The sequence below is a fragment of the Sphingobium yanoikuyae genome (assembly GCF_034424525.1).
Lineage (GTDB): Bacteria > Pseudomonadota > Alphaproteobacteria > Sphingomonadales > Sphingomonadaceae > Sphingobium > Sphingobium yanoikuyae.
Map to the genome: position 1 here is coordinate 2,846,383 of NZ_CP139979.1, position 18,310 is coordinate 2,864,692.

The 18,310-nt window shown below is 63.0% G+C and carries 14 protein-coding genes, 1 tRNA gene and 1 other annotated feature; of the genes, 7 read left to right on the forward strand and 8 right to left on the reverse strand.

Annotated elements, in window-relative coordinates; translation table 11 throughout:
- The first annotated feature begins 2 nt into the window (after positions 1–2).
- The 7 genes from cyoB (at position 3) to U0025_RS13150 (ending at position 5,759) form a co-directional block, all read left to right on the forward strand.
- Positions 3–2,003 carry a cytochrome o ubiquinol oxidase subunit I gene (gene cyoB / locus U0025_RS13120; RefSeq protein ID WP_004207841.1) on the forward strand — a complete coding sequence of 667 codons (2,001 nt, stop codon included), beginning with the start codon at positions 3–5 and terminating at the stop codon, positions 2,001–2,003.
- A gap of 5 nt (positions 2,004–2,008) precedes the next feature.
- The gene (cyoC, locus tag U0025_RS13125) at positions 2,009–2,632 is read left to right on the forward strand and encodes a cytochrome o ubiquinol oxidase subunit III (protein WP_004207842.1); all 624 of its coding nucleotides are present in this window, start codon (positions 2,009–2,011) and stop codon (positions 2,630–2,632) included.
- Positions 2,629–3,045, forward strand: coding sequence for a cytochrome o ubiquinol oxidase subunit IV (gene cyoD / locus U0025_RS13130; protein ID WP_004207843.1), 417 nt, complete (start codon positions 2,629–2,631; stop codon positions 3,043–3,045). Before cyoC ends, cyoD begins: the two co-directional genes overlap by 4 nt.
- A complete protein-coding gene (locus U0025_RS13135; protein WP_004207844.1) occupies positions 3,042–3,767 on the forward strand; it encodes an SURF1 family protein in 726 nt (241 codons plus the stop codon). Before cyoD ends, U0025_RS13135 begins: the two co-directional genes overlap by 4 nt.
- Positions 3,764–5,098 (forward strand): ATP-binding protein, encoded by a 1,335-nt coding sequence (locus tag U0025_RS13140; protein WP_004207845.1) that lies wholly within the window; start codon positions 3,764–3,766, stop codon positions 5,096–5,098. Before U0025_RS13135 ends, U0025_RS13140 begins: the two co-directional genes overlap by 4 nt.
- Entirely contained in the window at positions 5,088–5,621 is a 534-nt protein-coding gene (locus U0025_RS13145) for a response regulator transcription factor (RefSeq protein ID WP_004207846.1), read from the forward strand. Before U0025_RS13140 ends, U0025_RS13145 begins: the two co-directional genes overlap by 11 nt.
- A gap of 64 nt (positions 5,622–5,685) precedes the next feature.
- Positions 5,686–5,759, forward strand: a tRNA-Gly gene (locus tag U0025_RS13150).
- Between the two features lie 167 nt (positions 5,760–5,926).
- Positions 5,927–6,012 (forward strand) — a sequence feature (AL1L pseudoknot).
- Positions 6,013–6,309: 297 nt separating this feature from the next.
- Here U0025_RS13150 and U0025_RS13155 read toward each other — a convergent pair.
- From U0025_RS13155 to rfbF, 8 genes are all read right to left on the reverse strand, one after another.
- Complete coding sequence (locus U0025_RS13155; protein WP_004207847.1) at positions 6,310–10,833, reverse strand: beta strand repeat-containing protein; 4,524 nt, start codon at positions 10,831–10,833, stop codon at positions 6,310–6,312.
- A gap of 161 nt (positions 10,834–10,994) precedes the next feature.
- Positions 10,995–12,734 (reverse strand): pectate lyase family protein, encoded by a 1,740-nt coding sequence (locus tag U0025_RS13160; RefSeq protein ID WP_004207848.1) that lies wholly within the window; start codon positions 12,732–12,734, stop codon positions 10,995–10,997.
- Between the two features lie 58 nt (positions 12,735–12,792).
- Entirely contained in the window at positions 12,793–13,176 is a 384-nt protein-coding gene (locus U0025_RS13165) for a GtrA family protein (RefSeq protein ID WP_004207850.1), read from the reverse strand.
- Entirely contained in the window at positions 13,173–14,168 is a 996-nt protein-coding gene (locus tag U0025_RS13170) for a glycosyltransferase family 2 protein (RefSeq protein ID WP_004207851.1), read from the reverse strand. The genes U0025_RS13165 and U0025_RS13170 overlap by 4 nt, the downstream gene beginning before the upstream one ends.
- Positions 14,165–15,097: an NAD-dependent epimerase/dehydratase family protein gene (locus tag U0025_RS13175; protein ID WP_004207852.1), complete on the reverse strand. Its 933-nt coding sequence runs from the start codon at positions 15,095–15,097 to the stop codon at positions 14,165–14,167. The genes U0025_RS13170 and U0025_RS13175 overlap by 4 nt, the downstream gene beginning before the upstream one ends.
- Before the next feature lie 13 nt (positions 15,098–15,110).
- A complete protein-coding gene (locus U0025_RS13180; protein ID WP_004207853.1) occupies positions 15,111–16,331 on the reverse strand; it encodes a DegT/DnrJ/EryC1/StrS family aminotransferase in 1,221 nt (406 codons plus the stop codon).
- Positions 16,322–17,455, reverse strand: a complete 1,134-nt coding sequence (gene rfbG, locus U0025_RS13185) for a CDP-glucose 4,6-dehydratase (RefSeq protein WP_004207855.1) — start codon at positions 17,453–17,455, stop codon at positions 16,322–16,324. Before rfbG ends, U0025_RS13180 begins: the two co-directional genes overlap by 10 nt.
- Positions 17,448–18,257 (reverse strand): glucose-1-phosphate cytidylyltransferase, encoded by an 810-nt coding sequence (gene rfbF / locus U0025_RS13190; protein WP_004207856.1) that lies wholly within the window; start codon positions 18,255–18,257, stop codon positions 17,448–17,450. The genes rfbG and rfbF overlap by 8 nt, the downstream gene beginning before the upstream one ends.
- Positions 18,258–18,310 lie beyond the last annotated feature (53 nt).

Sequence of the window (18,310 nt, forward strand, 5' to 3'; positions counted from 1 at the left end):
ACATGACCGGTACACTCACAACAGCACAGATGATCTTCGGTCGTCTGACATGGGACGCGTTCCCATGGCATGAACCCATCGTCGTCGCGACATTCTGCGCGGTGGTGCTGGGCGGCGCGGCCGTCGTTGCGGCGCTGACCTATTTCAAGCTCTGGGGCTATCTCTGGAAGGAATGGTTCACCAGCGTGGACCACAAGAAGATCGGCATCATGTACATGGTGCTGGGCCTCATCATGTTCCTGCGCGGCTTTGCCGACGCCGTCATGATGCGCCTCCAGCAGGCGCTCGCCTTCAACGGGTCCGAGGGTTACCTCAACGCCCATCACTATGACCAGGTGTTCACGGCCCACGGCGTGATCATGATCTTCTTCGTGGCGATGCCGTTCATCACCGGTTTGATGAACTATATCGTCCCGCTGCAGATCGGCGCCCGCGACGTCAGCTTCCCCTTCCTGAACAATTTCTCGTTCTGGATGACCACGGGCGGCGCGGTGCTGGTGATGGCCTCGCTGTTCCTGGGCGAATTCGCCCAGACCGGCTGGCTCGCCTATCCGCCGCTCTCGGGGATCGACTATAGCCCGGCCACGGGTGTCGACTATTATATCTGGGCCCTGCAGGTGGCAGGCGTCGGCACGACATTGTCGGGCATCAACCTGATCGCGACCATCGTGAAGATGCGCGCGCCGGGCATGTCCCTCATGAAGATGCCGGTGTTCACCTGGACCTCGCTCTGCGCGAACATCCTGATCGTCGCCTCCTTCCCGATCCTGACCGCCACTTTGGTCCTGCTGTCGCTCGACCGCTATGCCGGCACCAACTTCTTCACGAACGACTTCGGCGGCAACCCGATGATGTACGTGAACCTGATCTGGATCTGGGGTCACCCGGAAGTCTACATCCTCATCCTGCCGCTGTTCGGCGTCTTCTCGGAAGTCACCTCGACCTTCTCGGGCAAGCGCCTGTTCGGCTACACCTCGATGGTCTACGCGACCTGCTGCATCATGGTGCTCTCCTACCTCGTGTGGCTGCACCACTTCTTCACCATGGGCTCGGGCGCCAGCGTCAACAGCTTCTTCGGCATCACGACGATGATCATCTCGATCCCGACGGGTGCGAAGCTCTTCAACTGGCTCTTCACCATGTATCGCGGCAAGATCCGTTTCGAGCTGCCGATGATGTGGACCGTCGCCTTCATGCTGACCTTCACGGTCGGCGGCATGACCGGCGTCCTGCTCGCCGTTCCGCCAGCGGACTTCGTGCTGCACAACTCGCTGTTCCTGATCGCGCACTTCCATAACGTGATCATCGGCGGCGTGCTGTTCGGCCTGTTCGCGGCGATCAACTACTGGTGGCCCAAGGCCTTCGGCTTCAAGCTGAACGTGTTCTGGGGCAAGGTCAGCTTCTGGTGCTGGCAGGTCGGCTTCTGGCTCGCCTTCACCCCGCTGTACATCATGGGCCTGATGGGCGTGACGCGTCGCATGCGCGTGTTCGACGATCCGTCGCTGCAGATCTACTTCGTCATCGCCGCGATCGGCGCCGCCATCGTCGCGGCCGGTATCGGTGCGATGCTGCTTCAGTTCGCCATCTCCATCTGGAAGCGCGACGAACTGAAGGTCGAAGGCGATCCGTGGGATGGCCGTACCCTGGAGTGGGCGACCAGCTCGCCGCCGCCGGAGTATAATTTCGCCTTCACGCCGGTCGTCTATGACGCCGACAGCTGGGCGGACATGAAGAAGAATGGCTATCAGCGTCCGCTGACCGGCTATCAGGCGATCCACATGCCCAGCAGCACCGGCGCCGGCGTCATCCTTGCCGCCCTGTCGACGCTCTGCGGCTTCGCGCTGATCTGGTACATCTGGTGGCTCGCAGGCCTCAGCTTCATCGGCATCGTCGCGGTCGCCATCGGCCACACCTTCAACTACAAGCGCGACTTCTACATCCCCGTCGAGGATGTGACGCGCACCGAGGAAGAGCGCACGCGAATCCTCGCCGCTGGAGTCTGACTGACATGAGCAGCGCAACTGCAACCACGGAACCTCGGGCATATCATTTGCCCGAGGAGCCGCACCTCCACGAAGGCCACAGCACCATGCTGGGCTTCTGGATGTACCTGATGAGCGACTGCCTCATCTTCGCCATCCTGTTCGCCACCTATGCCGTGCTCGGCGGCAGCTTCGCCGGCGGCCCCGGCCCGAAGGATCTGTTCGACCTGCCGCTCATCGCGCTCAACACCGCGATGCTGCTCTTCTCGTCGATCACCTACGGCTTCGCCATGCTGGCGATGGAAAAGAACCGGATCAGCGCCACCCAGGGCTGGCTGTTCGTCACCCTCCTGTTCGGCGGGGCGTTCCTGTTCATCGAACTCTACGAATTCTCGCACCTCATCCATGAGGGCGCGGGTCCGTGGCGTTCGGCCTTCCTGTCGGCCTTCTTCACCCTGGTCGGGACCCACGGCCTGCACGTCACCTTCGGTTCGATCTGGCTGATCACGCTGATGGTGCAGGTGGCCAAGAAGGGTCTGATCCCGGCCAACAAGCGTCGCCTGATGTGCCTGTCGATGTTCTGGCACTTCCTCGACGTCATCTGGATCGGCGTCTTCACCTTTGTCTATCTGATGGGAGTCCTGCGGTGAGCGACGCTGTCCATAGCCACAACGCCCACGGACATGGGCACGATCATCACGATGACCATCATGAAGAAGGATCGCATGGCAGCTTCGGCAGCTACATGATCGGCTTCGGCCTGTCGGTGATCCTGACGGCCATTCCCTTCTGGCTGGTGATGTCGGGCGTGCTAGGCAATCCCCAGCTGACCGGCATCGTCATCATGGCCTTCGCCGCGGTGCAGGTGATCGTCCACATGATCTACTTCCTGCACATGAACACCCGCGTCGAAGGCGGCTGGTCGTTCATGGCGATGATGCTGACCATCGTCCTGGTCGTCATCGTGCTGTCGGGTTCGATGTGGGTCATGTTCCACCTCAACGCGAACATGATGCCGCACGCCGACATGTCGGCGATGCACAATATGAGCGAGATGCCGTGACATCCGCGAAGATCGGGGGGCGCCGCCGGCGCTCCCCGGGCTTTACGATCGGCCTGACGCTGATCGCCCTCATCCTGTTTTCCGGTCTTTGCGCGCTCGGCAGCTGGCAAGTCTATCGCCTCGCCTGGAAGCGCGACCTGATCGCACGGGTCGACGCCCGCATCCATGCTGCGCCCGTCCCCGCCCCCCGCAGCATTACCAGCGACGACGAATATCGCCGCGTCACCGCATCGGGCCGTTTCCTGCATGACAAGGCAGTGCTGACCCAGGCCGTCACGGTGCGCGGCCCCGGTTTCTGGGTGATGACGCCGCTGGTGACCGACGCCGGCTTCACCCTGATGGTCAATCGCGGCTTCGTGCCGCAGGACAATCGCACCCGCTACAGCCGCCCCCAAGACACGGTCCAGATCCTCGGCCTGCTGCGCCTGACCGAGCCCAAGGGTGGTTTCCTGCGCAGCAATGATCCCGCCGCCGGCCGCTGGTATTCGCGCGATGTCGCCGCGATCGCCGCCGCGCAGCATGTCGCCCCGCCGGTCGCGGACTATTTCGTCGATGCCGGCGCTAATTGCGCGCCCGACACTGCGCCGGTCGGCGGCCTGACCGTCGTCCGCTTCCCCAACAACCATCTCCAATATGCCATCACCTGGTTCATACTGGCGGCGATGGTCGCAGGCGCCTACATCTTCCTCATGCGTCGGGATCCAGAAGACAGCGCCGAATGAGCGAGACCCAAGCCGTCAGGCGCCGCTGGCTACCCAGCCAGTGGCCTGCCGATGCCGCCGGTCGCAAGAATATGGCGCTGCTGATCCAGCTGCGCTGGATCGCGATCGCCGGGCAGCTGGTGACGATCCTCATCGTCCAGTTCCTGATGGGGGTGCGCCTGCCACTCGCCCCGATGCTGCTGGTCGCCGCCGTCGCCGTGCTGGTCAACGCCGCCAGTTTTGCGGCGCTGCGCCCCCGGACCGACATCACCCGCGCCGAACTGTCGGTGTCGCTATTGTTCGACGTGCTGCTGCTGACCGCCCAGCTCTATCTGTCGGGCGGCGCGACCAATCCCTTCGTCTCGCTCTATCTGCTCCAGGTCGCGCTCGGCGTGCTGCTGCTCGACCGGGCGAGCGCCTGGGGCATCACCGCCGTGTCGGCGCTGTGCGCCGGCCTGCTGGCACTCGACTATCGCCCGCTCGACCTGAGCGACCGGCTGGCGGGCCGGCTGTTCGACCTGCATATCATCGGCACCTGGATCTGCTTCACCATGATCGCGGTGCTGCTGGTGCTGTTCATCACCCGGATCAACCGCAACCTGCAGGCGCGCGAAGCCTATCTGGCCAGCATGCGCCAGCATGCGGCGGAGGAGGAACATATCGTCCGCATGGGCCTGCTCGCCTCGGGCGCGGCGCATGAACTGGGCACCCCCCTCGCCCAGCTCGCCGTGGTGCTGGGCGACTGGCGCCGCATGCCCGAAATCACCGAGCATCCCGCCCTGGTCGAGGAAGTGGGCGAGATGCAGAGCGCGGTGCTGCGCTGCAAGGCGATCGTCACCGGCATCCTCCTTTCCTCGGGCGAGGCGCGGGGCGAGGCACCGGCCGTCACCAATGTCCGCGACTTCATAGAGGGGATTGCGGCGGAATGGCGCCGTGCCAATCCGGGCATGCCGCTGCGCTGCGACTTCGGCCCGCATGACTATCCGCGCATCATCGCCGACCCGGTAATCCGCCAGGCGGTCGGCAATCTGCTCGACAATGCGCGCGAGGCCGGCGCCACCTATATCGACCTGCTGGTCGGACGCGACAGCGCCTCGCTCAACATCGCGGTGCGCGACAATGGCAGCGGCTTTTCGCAGGCGATGCTGGAGGATTTCGGCAAGCCCTATCGCTCCAGCAAGGGCAAGGAAGGCCATGGCCTCGGCCTCTTCCTTGTGGTCAATGTCGTGCGCAAGCTGGGCGGCAGCGTATCGGCCAGCAATGGCGCCGATGGCGGCGCGCTGATCCTGCTGCGCCTGCCGCTCGATACGGTCGCACTGGAAGAGGAAAGTGACAGCGAAGATGACGGCTGAACGGCTGCTGGTGATCGTCGAGGATGACGAGGCCTTTGCAAAGACCCTCAAACGTTCGTTCGAGCGGCGCGGCTATGAGGTGCTGACCGCCGCCAGCCATGGCGCGCTGGAGGACGTGCTCAAGGACAACCGCCCCGGCTATGCCGTGGTCGACCTGAAGCTCGGCCCGGAATCGGGCCTGGTCTGCGTCCAGACGCTGCACGCCCATGATCCCGACATGCTGATCGTGGTGCTGACCGGCTTTGCCAGCATTGCCACCGCAGTCGAGGCGATCAAGCTCGGCGCGACCAACTATCTGGCGAAACCCTCCAACACCGACGATATCGAAGCCGCCTTCGCCCGCTCGGGCGGCGACCCCGCCGCACCGCTGGCGCCGCGCCCGACATCGATCAAGACGCTGGAATGGGAACATATCCATGAGGTACTGAAGGATTGCGACTTCAACATCTCCGAAACCGCCCGGCGCCTGGGGATGCACCGCCGCACCCTCGCCCGCAAGCTGGCGAAACGCCAGGTCGGCTAATTTCGCGCGCGTGCCCCAAGCCCCGTTGACCGCGCCCCATGGCCATGCCATGGCCGGTCCAGACGCGGGTGTAGCTCAATGGTAGAGCAGCAGCTTCCCAAGCTGACGACGGGGGTTCGATTCCCCTCACCCGCTCCAAAATCCTGTTTGGCGCAGGCCGCAGTTGATTGAAAAATCCCTTGATTTTCGCCATTTTCAGGATGGCCGCTGTTTGCCAGTGATTGACCTTGCCTGTCTGGAATCGCGCAGGATGGAGGCCTAGGCCGCGAACTGTGGCCAGCCAATGAGATCTTGCGTAAAGCGTCGGCATATTTTGCTCAGGCGGCGCTCGACCGCCCGTTCAAACGATAATCGCCCTTATCGACGAGCATCGCGATGCATATGTCCGCCATGATCTCGACCAACGCAACCGACACCGCCTCCCCCCCTGCGGGATGCACACGGATACAGATCTGGAAGCCACTCTGTCCTGCCTGACCGGACGTGTGGCGATTGCATGATCTACTGTCCCGTTCTCACCGTAGACACGCCTGATTTCGATAAGCCGGCCGGCTCTGCATGTGCTCACCTTGCCGCCGACGGATGCAGCATTCACGCCGTGCGCCCGCAGCTTTACCGGACCTGGTGCTGCGCCGGCAATGCCGCAATAAGCGGCGCTGCATCTCCTCCCCCCCTTGTCAGACGAGTGCTAGGCCAATCCGAAATTCTGGGCCGTCAGCGTCGGCTTTGTGCTGAGGAAGGCGACCTGGACCATTGCCTGGGAGCCGGAGCCGTCGGCGTCGTAATAAAGCGCGCCGGTCGACTTGTTGTAGATGAGATACTGGTCCGGTGCGGTTGCCGCGGTTCCGGCATAGAAGGCCGATGACGGCAGGCTTCCGCTAGGCATCGAGGCAAAGGCGGTGAAGATGCTGCGCGCGAAAACGAGCATGTCCTCGCCCGGCGCAAAGTCCTTCACCGTGTCGCGATCGGCCGATACGGTCAGCGAATCGAACAGGAAGCTGTCCGCCCCTGCCCCGCCGGTCAGTTCATCGAGGCCAGCGCCGCCGACCAGCAGATCATTGCCGTCATTACCCTGCAGGAAGTCGTTGCCGTCTTCGCCATAGATGCCATCATCGCCGCCCATGCCAACGATGAGATCGCCACCCAGGCTGCCGCGCATCAGATTGTTGCCGCCATTGCCGGTCAGGGTATTGGCGAAATCATTGCCGACCACCGCGATATTGGCCGAGCCGGTCTGCGTCAGCTTTTCGAGATTGTCTTCCATCGTAAAATCGACGCTGGCATAAGCAATGTCGGTGCCTTCGCCATAATATTCGACGATCCGGTCGCCCAGATTATCGACATAGAAAATGTCGTTGCCGATGCCGCCATAGAGCATATCGGCGCCACCAGCGCCGTCGAGCGTGTCATTCCCCGAACCGCCGTAGAGGATGTCGCTGCTGGCATTGCCGGTCAGCACATCGGCCCCGCCCAGCCCGTTGATTGTCCACAGATCGTTGGTGGCAGCGGTGAAGATATTCACGCCATTGTCGCCGATAAAATATTTCGGCTCTGGCATGTTGTTGAGGCCGATGGTGAAATTCGATTCCACATAGGCACCCTGGCTGTCGGTCACGCGGCCGACCACCTGGTAGGAGGTCGCCGTTTCATAATCGAGCAAGCTGCCATTGGCGACCGATATCAGCCCCGTTGCCCCATCCACCGAAAAGCGTCCGCCCGCCGTGTTGGTCAGGCTGAACGTCAGCACATCGCCGCTATCGATGTCGCTTGCGCTCAATGTGCCTATGGCCGTGCCGTTGGCCGCATTTTCATTCACCATGTTCCCGGTCAGCGCCAGCGTCGTCGGCGCATCATTGGCGCCCATCACTGTCAGCGTCACGGTGGCGCTGGATTGCATGCCGGCATTGTCCTTGACCGTATAGGTGAAGGAATCGGTGACGCTCTGCCCGACGGCCAGTGACTGATAGGCCGAACCGGGCGCATAGCTGATCGTCCCGTTCGACAGGGTCAGCGCGACACCGTTGGCGGTGGTCGCCGGCAGGGCTTGCAGCGTCAGCACATCGCCCGGATCGGGATCGACATCATTGGCCAGCAAGGTGGCCGACGAGAAGGTGGAGCCATCCTCCGATACGCTGACAGTGTCGGCATTCGCGGTGGGAGCGTCATTGACGCCGGCCACGACCACGCTCACCCGCCCGGTCGCATCGACCCCGACGGTGTTCACCACCTCGTAGGAGAAGAGTGCCGTGCCGCTGAAATTGGCATAGGGGGTGAAAACGATATTGCCGTCGATATCGAGGCTGATCGTGCCGCCGGAAATCGCCGATGCACCGACCAGCGAGATGGGCAACCCCTCCGCATCGACATCATTGGCGAGCAGGGTCGAGGCGAGGATTGTGATGCTCTGATCCTCCACGCCGGCCACGGTGTCCGCCGTGGCGATCAGCGCGGGTGGGCCACCTTGCGGGCCGAGCGGTTCAAACAGCTTATATTTGACGGATGTTCCCAGATTGTCGCCGCCCTGGCCGCTATAATCGGTCCATACCAGCGCGAAGCCGCCATCGGTGCCACCGGCGACCGCCGGATCGGCCTGAGCACCGAGGGATTCGGTATTGACGAGAAACTCGCCACCAATGCGGGCGCCGTTGATGTCGAAAATCTGCCCCTTGATCCCTGCGGTACCATTTTCTGTGGCCGCGCCGCTATAGTCGGACCAGCTGACCATGATATTCCCGCCGGCCATGGCGCTGATGCTGGGCGCCAACTGGCCGCCGGCTACGGTCGTGTTGACCAGTTTTTCGCCGCCGACCTTGGCACCGCTGGCGTCGAATATCTGCAGTTTCAGGCCATAATAGTCATTGTCGCCGCCAACGCCGCTATTGTCGGCCCAGACAATGGCGAAACCGCCATTGGCAAGGCCGATGATCGCCTGCTGCTGCTGATTGCCGGCGGTCGTCGTATTGACGAGAAATTCGCCGCCAACCTTGCTGCCATTGGCCGAGAAGATCTGGGCCTTGACCGCGTCCTTGTTGTTGTCGCCGCCCAAAAGACTGGAATCATGCCAGCTGACAACGAATCCGCCGTTGGACAGTGCAGCCACCACCGGCGTATCCTGCGCGTTGGCGGTGTTGGTGTTGGCCAGCAATTCCGTGCCCAGCCGATTGCCAGCGGCATCATAGACCTGCGCCTTGACCGATGTCGAACTGGCGTCTCCACCCTGCAGGCTGGAATCGGCCCAGGTGATGACGAAGCCGCCCGAGGAAAGCGCGGTGATCGCGGGTGTGCGCTGGGCGTTGGCGGTGGCCGTGTTGACGAGAAATTCGGTGCCGGTCGCATTGCCGCTGGCATCATAGACGCGTGCCTTGATGCTGGACACCGAGGCATCGCCGCCCGTCAGGCTGGCATCGACCCAGCTGACGACGAAACCGCCCGACGCGAGCGCGCCAACCACGGCACTGTCCTGGCCGTTCAGGGTCGCGACATTGACCAGAAATTCCGATCCAACCTTGACCCCATTGGCGTCGACGATCTGCGCCTTGATACCGCTGCCGCTGGTATCCGTTCCCTGCGCGCTGCCATCGCTCCACACCATCACGTAGCGGCCATCGGCAAGACCGACGACCGAAGCCTGTTGCTGGCTTCCGGTGGTCATGCTGTTGGCAAGCTGTTCGGTGCCGCCGGTATAGCGCTGTTCATTGACGGCATCGGCCAGGTTGAGCGTCACCACCTTGTCGAAGCTGTTGCCGAACGTATCGGTGGCGCGGATGGTCAGGGTCGCCTGGGTGGACGTCTCATAATCCAGCAACAGGCTGTCCTGCACCACCAGCTTGTCCTTGTAGACCGCAAAGGCGCCGCCGGTGGAATCATCGAGTATCTGGTAGTTATAGACTGCATTGGATGCGCCATTGGCGCTGAGACTGCCGATGCTGGTATTTTCGACCGCAGTTTCCGACAGGGTCGTATTGGACAGGGTCAGATCGCTGATCGCGGCGGTGGTCGGGGTCAGTATCCGCGCCTTGATCGATCCATCGCTGTCGCCGCTCTGGCCGCTATAATCGGTCCATGTCACCAGCAGCGCGCCGGATTGCAGCGCGACGATCGTCGGCATTTCCTGATTGCCTGCGGTGATGCCGTTGATCTGGAATTCGCCGCCGAGCCGATCGCCAGAGGCATCGAATATCTGCGTCTTGATGCCAAAGCCGCTTGCGTCCGATGAGAGGATGCTGTTGTCGCGCCAGCTGACCGCAAAGCCGCCATCGACCGTGGCCGTCACCGTGGGCTGGTCCTGCGAATTGAGCGTGGTGCTGTTGACGAGCATTTCGGTGCCGACGCGATTGCCGGCGGCGTCATAGATCTGCGCCTTGATGCCCGACGCGCTACCGTCTCCCTGAAGGCTGAGGTCGCGCCAGACGATGACGAAGCCACCGTTCGAGAGGGACGTGATGACCGGCTGGTCCTGGGTCGCTGCCGTCGCGCTGTTGACCAGGAATTCGCCGCCGACCTTGGCACCGCTGGCGGTAAAGAGCTGGGCCTTGATACTGGTCGCCGAACTGTCGCCGCCCAGCGCGCTGTAATCGACCCAGGTCGCCACGAAGCCGCCCGAGGCCAGACCGGTTATCGCGGGTGAGAGCTGGCTGTTGGTGATGGTGTTGTTGACGAGAAATTCGCCGCCGACCTTCGCGCCGCTGGCATTATAGATCTGGGCGCGGACGCCCGTGCCCTTGTTGTCCGGCGCGGTGGCGCTGGCGTCGACCCAGCTGATGACAAAGCCGCCCGAGGCCAGGCTTGTCACCACCGAATTGGACTGTCCCATCTGGGTGGTGCTGTTGACCAGGAATTCACCGCCGACCTTGGTACCATCGGCGGCGTACATCTGCGCCTTGACGCTGGTCTTGTCGGCATCGCCGCCCTGACCGCTATTGTCGGTCCAGGTGACGATGAAGCCACCCGAAGCCAGCGCCGTGACGGCGGAGGAATCCTGTGCATTGAGCGTGGAACTGTTGACCTGGAATTCGCTGCCGACCGCCACGCCATTCGCATCATAGCGCTGGGCCCGGATGCCGGTTCCACTGCCGTCGCTGCTTGCGTCGGTCCAGGTGACGATAAACCCGCCGGAGGACAGCGCCGCAACCGAAGCATCGGTCTGTATGCCGCTCAGAACCGAATTGATGCGGAACTCGCTGGATCCCAGCAAATAGGCTCCCGTCGCCATGGCCCGTGGCACTCCTCTCACCGATTGCGGTTGGACAGGCGCGCTTCCCAGTCCGCCCGCCATCGCGAAAGGCTAACGCAGCGCAGAAGCCGACGACATGAAAATTCCGGGTGGAATCATGCCATCGGGATAGGCCCACCCTACCCCTTTAGGAGATTTACTTAAGGACCGACCCGCACCACCACCGTATCGATCGCATCGCCCCCCTGGGGGCCGATACAGGCAATCTGGTAGGTCGTGGTCCGGGCCGCCGTCACCTGCCGCGATCCGTTAGCCGGAACGCCCAGCCCCAGCAGCTTGCAGCTCTTGATGTTCTGGCCGGTCCAGCTGAGCGTCGTCGTCCCCGCCGCCGCCAATTGGCTCGGCTGCGCCTTGATGCTGATTTCGGGCAAGGGGCCGACATCCTTGATCGCAAAGCCACAGGTCGGATCGGGCAGCATGGCCGAAGGCGCGCGCTGCACGATATCGTCGCCTGCCAGAGAGGAGAGATAATGTTCGAGGTTGGAATAGCCGTCGGAGGCGATCTGTGCGCCATCGCGCCCGTCCGCCGGCGACAGGCCATGCGCGCTCTCCCAATTGTCGGCCATGCCATCCTTGTCCTGATCCATTGGCGCGGCGCCACCCGGCAGGACCGGCCAGCCACCGACCTGGGACGGCGCGTTGAGAATTTGCCCCTTGCAGACCGCCATGTCGTTCAGGAGCCTTTTATCGGCGGTATCGCGAACCGGCCTGGTCGCGCCGGCAAAAGCCAGGATGTCGCGATAGGCCTGCCCCGGCCCGGTGATGGCCGCAGGCGACAGCGACACCGGAAAGACTGGTGCAGCCCGGATATATTGCCAGTCGCGCGAAGGCATGACGAGCCGCTGATCGCCACTGTTGGCAGGACGGTGGATGTCGACATTATCCCGGACATAGATATCGAACGGCGCGGGATAATCGCGAAAATAGGCGGCCAGATAGAGCTGATTGGTCTTTTGCGACGATGGTCCCACGACCGCAACGTTACCGATCATGTTGATCGCGAGTGCCCCGAAGCGGGTGTAAAATTCGCCATTATATTGCTGCGAATTGTAGATCACATTGTTGATCATGTCGAAATTGCCGCGCAGGTTGACCAGCGGGTTGCGCCGCACATTGCTGGCGATCAGATTGTGATGGAAGCTGACATTGCGGGCGCCATAGCCGAAATAGCTGCCCCGGCTGTGCGGCCCGCGATTGGCGTCATTCAGCCCTTCGGACAGGATCGACCATTGCACGCTGATGTCGCGCGTCTCGCCGCAGGGAAAGGGTACATCCCCCGATCCGACGATGTTGATACCCTCGTCCGTCGGCCAGGAGGTCGACAGATGATCGAGGATCACGTCATGGGCCGCGCCGCTGATCTGGATCGTGTCGACATTATCGGAGGCCTTGGCCGATGCGCCGGGACGCAGGCGGATGTGGCGGATGACGACATCATGCGTCTGCACCAGCATCGGTGAATTGAGCGAATTGCGGATGCGGATGGCGATGCCCCCCGGAGAGGTCTGTCCGGCGATCGTCAGATAGGGCTGCATCACCTTGATCCAGTCGTCGACGACGATCGTGCCGCTGACACGAAAGACGCAGGTCCGCGGCCCCGACGCCTCGGCACATTCGCGCAGCGTTCCCGGTCCCCTGTCCTGCAGGCTGGTCACCAGATAGACCAACCCGCCGCGTCCGCCCTTGGCAAAGCGACCAAAGCCTTCCGCCGTGGGGAATGCCGCCTGCCCGCTCGTGCGCGGCACGGTCTCTTCGCAATTGTCGCTGTTGAAGGAGGAGGATTGCGCGCCCGACTGGCCAGTCGCCTGGGGGCCTGGCAGCATCAGCGCGGTTGTGACGGCAAGGCCGGCGGCAGCAGCGGCAGCGGTCATGATCCACATCGTGACTTTCCCTCTTGCCGCCCCTTCTTCCCGTCGCGCCATCGCATCGCTCCCGCCGTCATGATCGGCCGGGCGCGGCGAAGACGAAGAGGCGCGATACCAGGAAATTGAGACAGAGCGTGGCGCAGATGGCCAGGCCCTTGGCCGGCACCGCACCGATCGGCGTCGCGAACAGCCAGACCAGAAGCGTCGAAAGCACCAGCCCGGCCAGGACCATCAGCACGAAACGCCCGCCCTGTGACAGCAATACCCCTTCCCGTGCCCTGAAGGTCCAATGGCGATGGAGCAGGAAGGCAAGGATCGCCGAACCGCCATAGGACAGGATATTGGACAGCCGCGCATCCAGCCCCTGCCCCGTCAATCCCAGATAGAGCAGGGCATCCGTCAGCGTCGCGCCACCACCGGCGAACAGGAAGCGCATGGCCTGCCATCGCGCGCTCATGACGGCGCGATCCCACCTGCCGCTTCCCGGGCCGATCGTGGTTGCAGGTTGAGGGCGAACTCGACCGGCGGCGCTGCGGTGCGCTTTACCTGCAGGAATATGCGGCCGACATATTCGCCGAGTATGCCCAGGAACATCGCATTGAGCGTGATCGACATCAGAAGCAGTACCGTCGTCGTCGCGAAACCGGCCGGCCATCCCGCGCCGATGGTCAGGCGCCAGAGCAGATAGACGAAGGTCAGGAGGAAAGTGGTGCTGCCCACCAGCAGGGCAACGAGCGAGGCGATCCGCAATGGCAGCAGCGAATGGTTGAGCAGACCATCCACCGCCAGCCCGATCATCGGCCATAGCGAGAATTTGCTCTGTCCGGCCTGACGCATGCCACGGTCATATTCGATGCCGACCTGCGAGAAGCCCATCGCGCTGATGAGCCCGCGCACATAGGGCGTGGTGTCGGCGACGGCGGCCAGTTCCTGCAGGATGCGGCGATCCACCAGGCGGAACTCGCCGGCATCGATGGGCAGATCATCCTCGCTGACCGCATTGATGATCCGATAGAAACGGCGCCGCGCCCACTGGGTCGCCGGGCCATCGCCCAGCGAGCGGCGGATACCATAGACGACCTGATGCCCCTCGCGCCAGCGCGCCAGCATCTGCGGTATCATCGCAGGGGGATCCTGAAGATCGCAATCGAGCTGGATTGCGCATTCGCCGCTTGCATTCTTGTAACCGACCAGCACCGATCGCTGATAACCGCAATTGCGGGAAAAGCGGATGACCCGGACGTTGTGATCGACGGCCGCTATCCGCGCAAGAAGCCCGAACGTGCGATCCGTCGAATGATTGTCGGTGAAAATGATCTCATAATCATAATCGGGCAGCCCAACGAATACATCGACGATCGCCCGATAGCAGCGTTCGACATTATCCTCTTCATTATAGGCCGGCACCACGACCGAGACCAGGGTTCGCAAGGGCCCTTCCATCTTCATGCCTGCACCGCCTTGCTGGCGCGGACGGCGGAGATGGTTCTCTCCAGCCCGTCATCCAGCATGATGCGCGCCCGCCAGCCCAGGTTCATGGCAAGCGCCTCCACGGCGAGGCGCAAGGTGACCGGATCATCGATCGTCTCGCGGCGGACCAGTTGCGGATTCGCTCCCGTCAGGCCGACCACGCGATCCGCCAGGTCACCGACAGCCACATCCGTGCCTGAACCGACATTGAGGATTGTTCCGCCGCGCACATTGCTTTCCGCGATACACAGCAGGGCATCAACGGCATCCCCGACATGGATCAGGTCGCGTCTGTCCGTCGGCCGGCTGAGGATGATCGGCCGGCCGGCGATGCAGGCCCCGATCAGGGCGGGAACCAGGAAGTCGGCGGCCTGACCCGGCCCATAGACCAGCGCCAGTCGCGCGGTCACAATTGGGAATGGCAGGTTGCGGGCCAGTGCCTGGGCATAATAGGTGGCGGCGGTGAGCGATGCGGCATAGGCCGTCAGCGGCCGCTCCCGCTGATCCTCGCGGAACGGCACCGCCTGCGCGCCATATTCCGCGATCGATCCCGTCCGAACGACCATTTGCGGTGGTCGCCCGGTCCGTGCCGCGGCTTCGAGCAGCGCCAGGAACCCCGCCAGCGTCTCGACCGATGCGCCGGCCTGCGTCACCGCACCATCATGACGCCACGCGGTATTGCCCACCAGCCAGAAGATATGGGTCGGCGCGCTATCCGCGATACAGGCCTGCAAGGCCGGACCGTGCGAGAGGGCGAGCCGGTGCTGCGTCACGTCGGGCAGCGTCCCCAGTCGCCAGCCATCGCTATCCGGGCGGAGCAGGACATGCACCTCCCACCCCTCGGCGAAAAGGCGTCGTGCCAGATGCGACCCTATAAAGCCTGCTCCGCCGACCAGCAGGGCGCGCATGGGCCTGCGCTCCTCAAGCGACCGCAGCGGAGCGCGCGCGCGGCCCCGCCTGCTGATCGGCAAAGGCAGCGAAGGTCTGTTGCAGATAGTCGATCTGCGCCTCGTCGAGCCCATGATGGCAGGCCAGCAATATGCCGCCGCGCATCACGGCATCGGCAACCGGATAGCCGCCCTCTTCCGTACGGCAGGTCACGCCACGCATGGCCGGCTGGCGCAGGATATTGCCGGTGAAGACAGGGCGGGTCTGGATGTCCCAGCCCTCCATCCACATCTGCATCTCGCGCCGCGTGAAAGGCGCATTTTCCCGGACGGTCAGCGGGAAGGACAGCCAGCCGGTGACGGACTCATCGAGCTGACGGGGCAGTTCGAACCAGTCTTCATATTGGGCGAAGAACGCATATTGCCGCGCAAAATTGGCGATGCGGGCGGCAATATTCTCCTGCAGCCTGTCGAGCTGCACGAGACCGAACGCCGCGCCCATTTCGGAAGGTTCGATGTTGAAGCCCAGCGCTTCGAACAGGAATTTCGCATCATATTCGATGCCATCGACCTGCACACCGAAGCGGTTTTCCGCGGCTTCGGAGTCGACGAACAAGGACGAGGTGCGTCCCCAGGAGCGCAGCAGTCGCGCCCTGCGTGCCATTTCGGCATCGTTGACGCAGATCATGCCGCCATTGCCCGCAGCGTTGATGACATGCGAGCCATAGAAGCTGGTGGTGCTGATATGCGATCGCGTACCGGTGCTCTTGCCGCGCAATGTGGCGCCCAGCGTGTCGGCGCTATCCTCCACCAGCATCAGCTCGTGGCGTTTGGCGATGTCCATCAGCACATCCCAATCGGGCAGATTGCCGATCAGCGAAGGGATCATCATCGCCCGGGTCTGGGGACCGATCATCGCTTCGATGTGCGCGACATCGATATTGTAGGTTCCCGGCTCTGCATCAATGAACACCGGCACCAGCCCGGCCCGGACGATCGGCGCAACGGTGGTGGCAAACGTCAGGGCCGGCGTGATGACTTCACTCCCGGCCGGCAAGCCGAGCAGTTCGATGGCCAGATAATTGGCCGAAGAACCGGAATTGACCATCAGCCCGTGATGCTTGGCAAACAGCGCCGAGACGCGTGCCTCCATCGCGCGCACCTTCTCGCCCATCTGCGTGGAGGACCGCAAAACTTCCACCACGGCGGCAATTTCGGCCTCGCCATGGACGCTCTTTCCGTAACTTACGTGCATTGCAGAAGCTCCTCCGAATGGGCGGCGGTACGCAGATCGAGATAGGCCGCCAGTTGCGCGCACGAGAAGGCGGCCATATCGGCGTCTCCCCGCAGATAGTGCGTGTACCAGTCGGCGGTCAGGCGGATGGTGCTGGCCATCGAAAGGCAGGCGCGCCAGCCGAGCACATTGGCCGCCATGCTGCTGTCGAGCCGCAAGGTACGCGCTTCATGCGGGGCGTTGCTGTCGGCGGAGAAGCGGATCGGCAGGTCCAGTTCCGGCGCACTTGCGATCAGCGCACGCGCCAGTTGCTCTACCGTCACCGCATCATTGTCCGACGGGCCGAAATTCCATGCGGCTTCGGCGGCGGCAGAGGTGCGGGCCAGCATCTGTTCCGCAACCAGCAAATAGCCCGAGAGCGGTTCCAGCACATGCTGCCAGGGACGGATGCTCAGGGGATTGCGAATGATCATCGGATTTTGCGCGGCGGCGGCACGGATGATGTCGGGTATCAGTCGGTCCTCCGCCCAGTCGCCGCCGCCGATCACATTGCCGGCCCGCACGGTCGCCAGCATCGGCCCATCCGGATCGGAGAACCAGCTGCGCCGATAGCATTGCGCGACCAGTTCAGTGCAGGCCTTCGACGCGCTGTAAGGGTCGGTGCCGCCCAGTCGGTCATTTTCCCGATAGGGCCAGGACCAGTCGTGATTTTCATAGCATTTGTCGCTGGTAACGACGATCACCGCCTTGAGCGAAGGCATGGTCCGCGCCTGATCCAGCACATGGGCGGTGCCGGTGACATTGGTCGCGAACGTATCGGCGGGTGCCGCGTAGGATCGGCGGACAAGCGGCTGTGCCGCCAGATGGAATATGACCTCCGCATCGAAGTCCCGGGCGGCGGCGCGCAGGGCGGCCTCATCCCTAATATCGGCGAAGCGGCTATCGATACGCTCGGCGATGCCCGCCGCCGCATAGAAGGAGCGCGATCCCGTCGGTGGCAGCGAAATGCCCCTGACGATCGCCCCGACATGCGCGAGCCAAAGGCACAGCCAGCCGCCCTTGAAGCCGCTATGCCCGGTGACGAGGACGCGCCGACCGACAAAGGCGGTGGCGATCCGATCGGAAATGCCGGCAGGATCAGGCATAGATTTTCGGCCGCAGTTCCGCGCCATGCGCATTTTCGAACTGAAGCCAGGGAGGCGTGCCCTCAGCGCTCAGCCTTTCGAGCTGATCGCGATCGCGTATGGTGTCCATCGGGTGCCAGAAACCGCGATGCTTGTAGGCAAACAATTCCCCATCGGCTGCGAGCCGGGCAAGCGGAGATTGTTCGAGCGGCTCGGTATCGTCGCCCAGATAGTCGAAAATGCCCGGCTCGAAGACGAAGAACCCGCCGTTGATCCAGGTTTCGTAACTTGTCACCTTCTCGGTGAACCGGGCGACGCGATCATCCTCCAGGTCCAGATTGCCGAAACGGGCTGGCGGCTGGACCGCCGTCACCGTCGCGATCCTGCCATGGGCACGATGGAATGCGAGCAAGGCGTCGATGTCGACATTCCCCACGCCATCCGAATAGGTCACCATGAACGGCTCGTCGCCGAGCCAGTCGCGCAACCGGCCAATGCGTCCACCGGTCATGGTGGTTTCGCCGGTGTCGACGACCGAGACGTTCCAGTCCATGCTGCGGCACGGGCGCAGGTTCATCTGCCCGGTGCCCAGCGTGACCGTGAAATCATTGTTCATCAGATGAAGATTGTTGAAGAACGCCTTCATCGTCATGCACTTGTACCCACAAGCCAAGACAAAATCCTTTTGTCCGAAATGGCTGTAGATATCCATGACGTGCATCATGATCGGGCGACCATTCACCTCCACCATCGGCTTTGGGATGCGGACGGTTTCCTCGGACAGACGAGATCCCAGTCCTCCTGCCAACAATACGGTTTGCATCGTCGCTCCCCCTTCCTTGGCGTCAGGCCCATATCGGCCCACCCCGCCATGAT